Origin of the sequence: Mesorhizobium sp. ORS 3428, from assembly GCF_001854785.1 — a bacterium.
Taxonomy (GTDB): domain Bacteria; phylum Pseudomonadota; class Alphaproteobacteria; order Rhizobiales; family Rhizobiaceae; genus Mesorhizobium.
The window spans coordinates 1-9827 of the sequence record NZ_MDFL01000013.1 but is presented as its reverse complement, the minus strand read 5'-3'; the positions used below and the strand labels follow the sequence as shown (position 1 = coordinate 9827).

Annotated in this window: 6 protein-coding genes and 3 pseudogenes; 4 read left to right on the top strand and 5 right to left on the bottom strand. The window is 58.0% G+C overall.

What is annotated here, in order from left to right; translation table 11 throughout:
* Both ORS3428_RS33845 and ORS3428_RS33840 read left to right on the top strand, forming a co-directional pair.
* Positions 1 to 643: hypothetical protein (locus ORS3428_RS33845; RefSeq protein WP_338011910.1), on the top strand; the 643-nt coding region annotated here is incomplete at its 5' end.
* A 302-nt stretch (positions 644 to 945) separates the two neighbouring features.
* On the top strand, positions 946 to 1149 hold the full coding sequence (locus ORS3428_RS33840; protein ID WP_244507847.1) for a tyrosine-type recombinase/integrase: 204 nt from the start codon (positions 946 to 948) through the stop codon (positions 1147 to 1149).
* A gap of 1914 nt (positions 1150 to 3063) precedes the next feature.
* Here the strand turns inward: ORS3428_RS33840 and ORS3428_RS03875 are convergent.
* Positions 3064 to 4311, bottom strand: a complete 1248-nt coding sequence (locus tag ORS3428_RS03875) for an ATP-grasp domain-containing protein (protein WP_071094754.1) — start codon at positions 4309 to 4311, stop codon at positions 3064 to 3066.
* Positions 4312 to 4533: 222 nt separating this feature from the next.
* On the opposite strand from ORS3428_RS03875, the pseudogene ORS3428_RS32165 reads away from it, so the two are divergent.
* Positions 4534 to 4637: pseudogene (locus ORS3428_RS32165) on the top strand (transposase); the annotation flags it as partial.
* A 230-nt stretch (positions 4638 to 4867) separates the two neighbouring features.
* Positions 4868 to 5065: pseudogene (locus ORS3428_RS31080) on the top strand (transposase); the annotation flags it as partial.
* 248 nt (positions 5066 to 5313) lie between these two features.
* Here ORS3428_RS31080 and ORS3428_RS33835 read toward each other — a convergent pair.
* The 4 genes and pseudogenes from ORS3428_RS33835 to ORS3428_RS03850 form a co-directional block, all read right to left on the bottom strand.
* Positions 5314 to 5847: pseudogene (locus ORS3428_RS33835) on the bottom strand (IS110 family transposase); the annotation flags it as partial.
* Between the two features lie 287 nt (positions 5848 to 6134).
* A complete protein-coding gene (locus ORS3428_RS03860) occupies positions 6135 to 6878 on the bottom strand; it encodes a class I SAM-dependent methyltransferase (RefSeq protein WP_157895917.1) in 744 nt (247 codons plus the stop codon).
* A 597-nt stretch (positions 6879 to 7475) separates the two neighbouring features.
* A complete protein-coding gene (locus tag ORS3428_RS03855; protein ID WP_071094745.1) occupies positions 7476 to 8615 on the bottom strand; it encodes a M24 family metallopeptidase in 1140 nt (379 codons plus the stop codon).
* A 31-nt stretch (positions 8616 to 8646) separates the two neighbouring features.
* Positions 8647 to 9827 (bottom strand): N,N-dimethylformamidase beta subunit family domain-containing protein (locus ORS3428_RS03850; RefSeq protein WP_338011909.1); only part of this gene is annotated, 1181 nt, incomplete at its 5' end.

Genomic DNA, 9827 nt, shown 5'->3' with positions numbered 1-9827 from the left:
AGTGGAGCCGCCGCCGGAGCCTGGCTGTATGCTGCATCCGGCCACCTTCGACTTTCCGCTCATCTCGGAAACCGTCCCGGGAGCCTGGGTGAAACGCGTCGTCCCCGGCGATCCAGCGCTTGAGCAGGCCTGCATTGTAACGGCCCGTCGGCTGGTCGAGCGGGGCGCCGCCGCGATAAGCTCGACGTGCGGATTTTTCATTCGGCACCAAGCGGCGGTTGCTGCGTCGGTGAACGTGCCTGTCGCGCTGTCGAGCCTCCTTTTGGTGCCGACGTTGCTGYGACAACTGCCGCCGGCCGCGAAGCTCGCAGTCGTGACGTTCGACTCTACCCAGTTCAGCGATGATATGCTCGGCCTCGATAATCCCGTCGCTCGCRAGAGAGTAGTTATTGGCGGTGTCGAAGGCAGCAAGGTGTGGGAATGCGAGATGAATATTCCACGAATTCCGACAGGAGCCGCTGATATCGAACCAGATGTCGCGGCCTGCATCGCTAGGCTCCGCGCCAAGCACCCTGAAATTTCAGCTATTCTGTTCGAGTGCACATGCTTTCCGGTGGTGGCATCTGCAATTCGCCGAATAACTGGCCTGCCCGTTTTCGACATCACGACCCTATACCGAATGACCTTCGGGTCTGTGGCATAGGGGCCATGGAAAGCCAATCCGCAGAGCGTGTTGCCAACCGACTGACGGTCGGTCAGCGTCTGCGGCGAGCGCGGTTGCCAGATTGCTCTTGCCGGTTCAGCGCGGGCCGAGAAGATGGGCTACCTCCGGTGCCCCGATGAACCTCAGTCGGCAAGTGACATGATGCGGTTCCAATCGACATGCCCTCGATGCTCCGCCGACAGTGGCAAAGGGTGGAGCGCGCCTTCTTGCGCTACTTGCGTCTGAAGGGGTTCTTTCGGTGGTCTTGGCTGATTGCGTGCCGTCGATCCGTGGYGGGCGRYTTGCTGGCCTACGAACCTTCCTGCCGCCAGCAAAAGGTCCGGCAGGTTCTCGATACCTGCGATCGGACCACGGCAATGGGGCTTCGGAACTATGYGGCGCTTATGATCCTGGCCAAGCTCGGCTTGCGCGCCAGCGAGGTTGCGGCGCTCAGTGTTGACGATGTCGACTGGGAATCGGGCAGTATCCTCGTCCACGGTAAGTGACGGCGGCAAGCGGTGATGCCGCTAAGCCACGACGTCGGGGCAACCATCGTAGCTTACCTCCGGCACGGGGGACCGGCTTCAGCGTGTCGCCTGCTATTTCTGCGAATGCTCCGCACGTCGGCTTTGCCTCCGGAGGCCCTCGAGCGGGCGGGCATTCATGGCTACGCGCACCAGGGCGCCCACCTCTTTCGCCACAGCCATCGACAGCACAAGGATGTATGCCAAGCTCGACCATCGAGGAGCTGCGCGAACTGGGCCTGCCCTGGGCGGTCCAATGGGCCGGCTTCGGACAGCGCTCGAGCGAAGCATGCGCCCGGGGGTTGGGATACGAGTACCGCGGCCGCGCCCGACGGTTGTCGGATTTCGTCAACCTTCATGGAGGCGCGTGGCGCCGAGACVATTACCATGGCGCTAGTGATGGAGTGGGTGACGTTGATCGGCCGGCAACCGAGCTGGTCCATCCGCGTGACCGATGTGCACTGTTTCGCTTAGCATCTCGCTTATTTCGACCCCCGGACGGAAGTGCCCCCACGCGACGCCATGCCTCCGCTGCCGCGGGCAAAGCCCTATTTATAATACCGATGCCGAGATTGAGGCCCTTCTGGCGGCGGCACTCTCGCTGCCGCCGCCAACGCCCTGCGTCGTTGGATATATCACGGCCTGTTCGGACTGATAGCGGTGACCGGGTTACGTCATTCTGAGGCGCTCGACCTATGCCGGCAAGAAGCAACCCTCGGACGGGCCGTGTAGGGCGAGCCACCTTACCGGCACAAGCGGACATACGGTGTTACGCTGTAGCCGCCGGCGCCACCTGAAGGTCGATCCCGCCAAGCACTGGAACCCCAGTGGAACGCACGGCTGYGCGACCCGGCGCACTCCCGCTCGAGCACGAGCGCTAGAGTGGCGACCGCTCGGTGCTGGACGAGCCAGMGCAGGAGCGCATCGGGGCGCGGGCCGCCGGTTTCCTTCACATCTGAACCGACGAGCGCACCGGTGCCTTCGAACGCGCATGCTTTGCCTTCTCATCGAAGATGTGACGCAGCTCGTTGACGAGCCGTCATATCCTATATCTGCTGGCGCGGGGGCGCACGCAGAGCCTGTCGTTGACCAGACCGCGGCACCGTCTGCCCGCCGCATACCGATTGCGGAATGTTGCGCTGGTCCCGCGCTCGAAGCGACGAATGCTCGTGGAAACCAAGTGTTCGTCGCCATCCAGGACGGCAAGTCGCCCTTGGCTGGAAGGACTATCCACACGGCAGTCGGCAGAAGGTCATGACTGTCGCCGCGTTCCTTCGCCGTGCCTGCTAGCTGAGGATGACGCATTCCCCGAGGCCGCGCGATCTGGAGAAGCATGTTGATGTCCGCCTTCGCATTGTGGGAAGTTGTATTGACCGATTGATGGGAATCACGGTCCTGATCATATCCAGCTTGGCGCCGGTCCGCAGCATGCTAATCGCTGCGGACTGCCGCAGGAATTTGGTCCCTCGGGAGGGAGCGTTGTCGATACCTGGCCATTTTGGAAGCGCGAGCTTAACCATGGTTGGAACGGTGGCGCCCCCGCGACAGTCCGCAGGAAGATTTGCTCGCAGGTGGTGGGCGGACTAGCGTCGCCAAGTCGATCATCTCCTCACCGAGGTCCTGGGGCAGTGAAGCCGGTCTCGGGGCGGCCTTCGGCCGCACACATAAAGTTTCCCTCGCGCCAGTCCGGTCTGCGAGGCACATTCGCAAAACCACGCCCGCGCACAAGCCGAGATGTGCGAGCAGCAGCAGAGCGCCCTGATCGCAGATGGTCGATCGGTGCCATGACGAAGCACGACGAAACTGCCGGTCTACTCGGGTGGAGATGGAGAGCGGCCCGGCCCTAGCGCAGGGCGGCCTATCGCTTAGTTTGCTGCATGAATCACGATGGGAATTCTATGAGCAACTGTGTGAGTCACTGCCGTCGAGACTCGGAAGGGGAACGATCGACCATTTGATTGAGTCGACGGAGTATTGGAGCATCTCCTTTGCCCGTGCGCGGCTAGGTGAGGAGACGATAACGCATCCGATTTTGTCTCGATAATCGCCCTTCCTTACGATCCGTGTTTTGTTTTCGACGTAAAATTTCACCTCGGCTACGCCCGATTCAGCAGTCGCCGCGCTACCTTGACCGATTTCCAGGGTGCCGTCCCGATCAGGAAGAAAGTATTGCGCAGCCGCAGTGTGGGAGTGCCTTTTGCGCAAATCCCATTCGTCACCGATGACAAGCTTGATGTGCTCGGTGACGAGATCGACACCATAAGCCAGTTGGACCAGCTGAGAAGCGGGCGTGCCGCCAAGTCGTGGATTAACTTCAATGACGACTGGGCCAAATACCGTCCACCGGACATCAATGTTTGCCGGCCCCCAGCCAAGGCCGAGCGCTCGCAAAGAACTCAGTGAAACATCGACGATGCGTTTATGATCCTCATTACTCAGCAGGGCGGGATAAATGTACTTACGACTGACGAAATGCGGTGGCGGACCAAAGTCTTCCGCGCCAATTCCAATGACTTCATTCCCCATGGTCTCAATGCTGTAGTGTGGCCCCTGTATGAATTGCTCGACCAGAATCCCTCGTGAAGGTCCCGATATGTGCTCTCCGCCCAACAGATTGYCCGCATGCTCGGYGACCTCGCCGGAGTCCCGRCACAATYGGACACCACTGCTGCCTGCGCCCACCAACGGCTTAAGGACCAGCGGCAGGCCGATCTTCACGGAATAGCTTTCTGCATCAGCCACACTCGCTGCCAAGCGATAAACAGGTACGGGAACGCCGGCCTCAGCTAGGAGTTGCCGTTGAACGAATTTATCGCAGCATCGTTCAATCGATGCGAGGTTAGGGCCGGGTAAATTAAAATGCACACAAAGTTTKGCGATAGTTGCGCAGAATTCCTCCAAGGAGGTCGTGATACCAGCAATTTCATAGACTGCCCCTAGGCTGGAGCATTCGCGGACGAGCGCATCGAGATCTGCTGTGTCTATATGGATTGCTTCAGCGTCTTCCGCCAAAACATAATCGTACGGAACGGGACGAGCCGTCAGGACGATAGGGTGGAGGCCGAGACGCTTCGCGGCTTTGATCTGGARAAGACCAGTATCTATTGGATTGCTTTCGATCAGCACTATCGCTCTTGTTACCATATTCTCGCATCGCCCATGGATCTCTTGCAACAGGTTAGCACTCTTGTGAATTCCGGGCGCAAAGAATTGTAAATGTTATTTGAATCTTTGTTAAAAAGAGTTTTGGAGCTGCCTGACAATTGAGGGGACTCGACCTGCTCGGCTGACCGTTCAGTTCAGTTGTAGAGTCTGCGCACACATCATTTCAGTTGAGCCAGCACGAGATCGAGCGCGRCAGCCGCGTCGCCCTGGCAGAGYGGCTCCATCGATGCGAGCAAGGCGTATCGAAAGCCGGAAATCCAAGGCTGCGGACAACGCTAATACAGATGTCCTGCCTCTGGCTGCGGCAGTCTGAGCCAGTCCGGCACGACCTGGCGGCGACTATCAAAACGCCGGAACAACCCTTCCGACTACAGGATGGCGGCAAACTCGGCCGACACCCTTGATTGCGAGCAGCAGCTTGACTGCTGACGGCTTCGCCTCCGCAGCTTGCGGTCATAGCTCGCTTCGACAGCTTCACCCAGAGGGATATTGTCGAGGAGCTYACAGACGCGATCGATGGGCAACTGACCGCACCTACATCCACGGCATCTCAACCCGCTCGGTCGATGATCTGGTCAAGGCGATGGGGATGAGCGGCATTTCCAAGAGCCAGGTCAGCCGACTGTGCGAGGAGATCGACGATAAGATGAAGGCCTTCCTCGAGCCGATCGAAGGCGACTGGCCATACCTATGGATTGATGCCACCTACCTGAAGGTGCGCCGCGGCGGCCGCCGCTTTGTTGGCCCATTTGCTCGGGTTGGTGCTGCTGAAGCTCTATATGGCGGCGATCGAGGAACCCTGAGACCAGCCGATGAGCGCATCAGAATCGCGGGCATGCGCCAGCACGTTCCTCGTGAAATGAACCCGGACTATTGAGAAAGTCCACTCCCCATGCATGGTGCGAGGTAACGAAGTCCTTGCCGTGAGAACTTCGGGATTCCGCCGCAATGAGCGCGTCACATTCTTCCTCGACAAGTCTTTATCTGGTCGATCAGAACTTCGAGCCGTTCAAGCTCCCGGCAGATCTGGGCCTTCCATATGCACGGGCAGCGCACGATCGTCGCAAGTCCGAAGCTCTTCAAGCCGCTGCCGCCGATCCCTGCGCAGCGGGCTCATAGTTCGTGACGCCTTGTGAGAATAGCAGCCCCTTGATCCGATTGACCTGGGTCACGCGTTCGGCGATGTGTGCCTTGCGCTCGCGGCAAATTCGTCGACGAGCCTCTCCTCGGGCGACGGAGCCCGAACTATAGCGCAGGCACATGGCTCGCCGCGCTTGTAAGCCATGAAGGTCCGCAACAACGCCTCACCATCGTCGAGCGAGATATCGCGCGGACGCAAACGGGCGAAAACCGACCGCATCGTCAGGTCCACGACATGACTTTCGATCCCTTCCTTCTCAAGCACCCGGTGAATCCAAATCCGTCGAGGCCTGCCTCCTGAATGGACACGATCGGATAATCGCACCCGGTTTTTGCTTCGCATCTCTCTCGCAGTTTCCCGAACAGCRTCAACAGCCCGACCAGGGGTCTCCAACGGCACGGAATGCTTCGACTACCACGCCCAACGCCCGTTCTACACCATGGATCTGAAAGACGTGCTTGGCGATCTCCAAACCGACTGTGCCAACCTTCTCCTTGGGCGGCTCTCATTTATGTGACTTTAGACAGCCGCACTTTTGCACATTGCGATGCCGATAACGGAGGCCGTCCACCACATCAGGTCCAGATACGAAAAAAAGTTGCTTGTGGTGCTGACGCGACAGGCGCAGAAAGGTGGTCAGTATGTTTTCCATGGTGCTGCTCTACCCGATGCATCTTCGCCCGCTGCCGACCAAGGCATTGCGCGCTATGCGCGCTTCGAACTCACCGTGAGAGGTTCGTGTTATTTCGATCCCGAAATACTCATCAAGAAGCGCGAGCACGCGCTGAGTGTGGGCCCGGAGCTTCACTAGCCCGTACATCTTCACGACATAGTCGGCTAGTAACTGGAGAACGCTCTCCTCGTCTCTTCCCTGGAAAACGAAAGGGTCTGTGATTCGCTGGACAGTTACCTCATCGAACTGGGCAGCAGCGAACAGATCGAGCACCTCGCCCGCGGTAAAATGAGGGTAGTCATGCGGCGTCACGGAATGAGTTGACACCACGTCAGCGAACCAGCGGGCAGTGGGTGAGCCCACTTCGAAGTCATGAAGAACAAAGATGCCACCTGGCCGGAGAACTCGCGCAGCTGCCTGGACCGCAGCGGGGCGCTGAGCGCGCGGGATGTGGTGCGTGCCGTAAGCCATGAGCACACCGTCCACCGATCCGTCTCTAATCCAGAACGGATTGGTCGCACTTTGCCAGATAGCAAATAGGCCGTCGCGGATGCAACGGTCCACCATGAACTGAGATATGTCGGAGTTGATGAACGCCGGGCACCGCGCCGCACCCAATATCCGGCGGGCTACCTTGTTCACGTACCCGTCACCCGCGAGAAGATCGCAGATGATCAGCGATGGACAAAGTCCGTTGCGACCATTGGGATGCATCTTGCCGAGAAGATCCATCACACCCTCCGATCGCGCCAGCAGGGACAGTTGGATGCTGTCGAGGTAGTCCGCCCCGCGCCCTTCCGAAGTGAACTCATTACGGGAGCTTCTGGTAAGGTGATCGAGCGACTCTGTAACTGCACTCGTATTTATAGCCTTGAACGCTACTGGATCGATTCTTTCCAATTCCGCTATGTGTGTGTTTATACCAATGGATACCATGTTGATCTCCGGACATGTTTTTGGTTAATGTCACAGGCACGTAGCCCCGGGGTGGTTACTGCCATCTACTCCGGAAACGGTCGGAGTCTGCCGCGCTTCCACAGCGGATGAGCGTGGCCGAACGCTACAGACCCCACATTGTATTCGCCAGTCCGGTTTGGCTGCCCGACTGCATGCTGTGGCTCCATGAGGTTGCTATGGCAATATTTCTCTGTGACATGGTTCCATAGAGTTGTTTAAGGAGCGACTTGGACGCGCCGGAGGTGATTGAGTAGTGCCGCGTCGATCGACCCCTCGGTTGCTACGAATGGTAAATCGCGCAAATGTGGGCCCGAGTGTCGGTGAGGCTGCTGTACTTGAACAGAGCAAAAGCGTGCATGCCTAATCTCGACTCTATTCTWAGCTTTCATTGCTGGAAAATAGACGGCGCTCCATTTTGGTCAATCTCTCACCACCGTTCGGGCCGACTAGGACCGTCTCGCTAATGGCGATTCCACCACCCGAGGTATACATATGGAAGACCATCCCTTCCTCCAGGGTCCATTCCGAACTCGGACGGAAAACCCAGGTAAAATCACTTCCACGTATCAACCGGCTGGAATAATAACCCAATGTGTATCCAGTGATGTTAGGGTATCTATCACGAATTCCGCTGTCGAGCGCTCCTTGCCGCATAATGCGGTCAACGTCCTTTGCTATTGCGCCCGGCTTCATGGCCGCAATTTGYTCGTCCTGAATTTCAATCATCTTTCTCGATAGGACGTCTAACTCCGCCGGTATTTCGCCCAAGAGCACACAGCGCATCATCCTCGAATTATAGCCTTCGAAATAAGGTGCAATTTCGATATGGAGGACGTCTCCTTTCTGGAGCGGTGCCTCGCTAAGATGACCGTGAAGAGATGCCCACTTTCCTCTACCGGCAGTGACGACCCCAGCCCAATCCGGGTCGCCCCCGTGGCGAATACAGGATTCGACGGCGTTCCGCACAGCTTCCCGTTCGGTGGCGCCTAACCTTACTGTGTTGACGACATCCCGCATTGTGGCATCGTTGATTGCGCTGGCCGTTCGGAGTTTTTCCAGTTCAGCTTTTGACTTCACCTTGCGAAGTCTCCACGGCAGATTGTCTACATCGACGAAATCCACATGTGGTAACTCCCGCTTCAAGGCCTCGAAGGTATGGACCGTAAGGGCATGGCTCCGCAGGTCAATGCCGATGCGCTTGCGATCAAGCCCTCGCTGTCGAATCTTCTGTGCTATTGCCGGGACGGGATCCTCGTCGTCCGCAAAGCCAACGATATCCTCAACCCATGTCCTTTCCTGCAGCGGAGCGACGTCAATCGACCTCAGCACAAAAAAAGCCCCGGCATCAGCTGAGATGAGGCCAGCACGGTACAAAGTCACRGATGACTCGTAGTTGAAGTAGTATGCAGTCGCCTCGCAGTCGTCTATGAGCACCGCATCTAGCTTGCGRGCGCGCAACTCGGCGCGCAGGCGTTGAACGCGACATTCCATTTCGCAGCCGGAAAACCGCATTATTTGTTCCTCGCTTATTACTTAACTTTGATCAGGTAATGGCGGCTGGCGTGGAGGCTACTCTCACCAACCCCGAACGTGATGACGGGAACGGCTTGGGATCCCGGAAGCGCTCGAGCACGTTCCGCGTGACACGCGAGACGTCGTTGTCATAATCTTTGATGGGCAGGCTCAYGCACCAGGAAATGGAGCCGACGGAGAAAACCGCTCCGCCGCCTGTCGTTTCGAAAAAGACAATGTCGGAGCGAACGTTCTTGTTCTCGGTCGCCCCGATCATCCAATGCATTGCGCCGAACTCTTCCTTGGCCAGCACCATGTTATCGGTATGATCGGTGGAAGTCGCGATCACGGCAGCATGTCTGGGTGATCCCAAGGCCGGATCGTAGCGGTCCAGTTCCTGTCCGGCCGCACCATTGCCCGACAGGCCATAGTCTCCGAACCTGGCACCTTTCGTGATGCCTTTGAAAACAAAATCGACGCGCGGATCCGTGCTCCCTGGGCACCACTGGTAATATGAACCTGACATGAAACCATTGGCRCAAAAGCCAATTCCGACAAGTTGGTTGGGGGCTCGGTCTTGGCGACGCCACATCCCGCCGTATTCGCCAGTCGTGCTCATGAAATATTCGCCCGCTTCAGCCGACCATGCGCGGGAACCATCTTCCGCGCGCCGAACCTCGATCAATCCAGGCAGGGTGGGATGAAACGCGGTCCGCCAATAGAAGCCGTTGCCACCCAGATACATCAAACGTCCGCCGCGGCCGAGATGAGTCTTCAACGCGTCCCACATTGCCAAAGAAACGTATTCGGGATGGCATCCAGTCAAGACGACACGATAAGGAACGAGAATGCTTTCCCCTTCGCTGTGAAGGTCTTCGTCGGTGATGACGTCTGCGCTGATGCCTAGCGCATCGAGCCAACCCGTCAGATGCCCGTCACCGCCGAACCTCCAATATTTCGCATTCGGCGACATGGTTAAGATCGGTCGCAGGCGTGAGGAATAACAAACGCCGCTTCCGTCGGTGTGAAGATCGTACAGAGATTTTCCGTATTCCGGGTTCTCATCGAGGAAAACGTCATCTTCGCCGAAGACCAAAAGACTGCCCATGCTCATCTCATCGAGCGGGTCGCGTGCTATGAGCGTCTGGTTGGCATAAGCCATGTAGGTCGCCGTCGAAGCCAGATAGACGACATCGGAAGTGGCCTGGCCCT

What these genes read in the sequence shown, in the direction of transcription:
- ORS3428_RS03860 (WP_157895917.1), bottom strand. Translation starts at nt 6,878, where the DNA reads ATGGATCTTCTCGGCAAGATGCATCCCAATGGTCGCAACGGACTTTGT.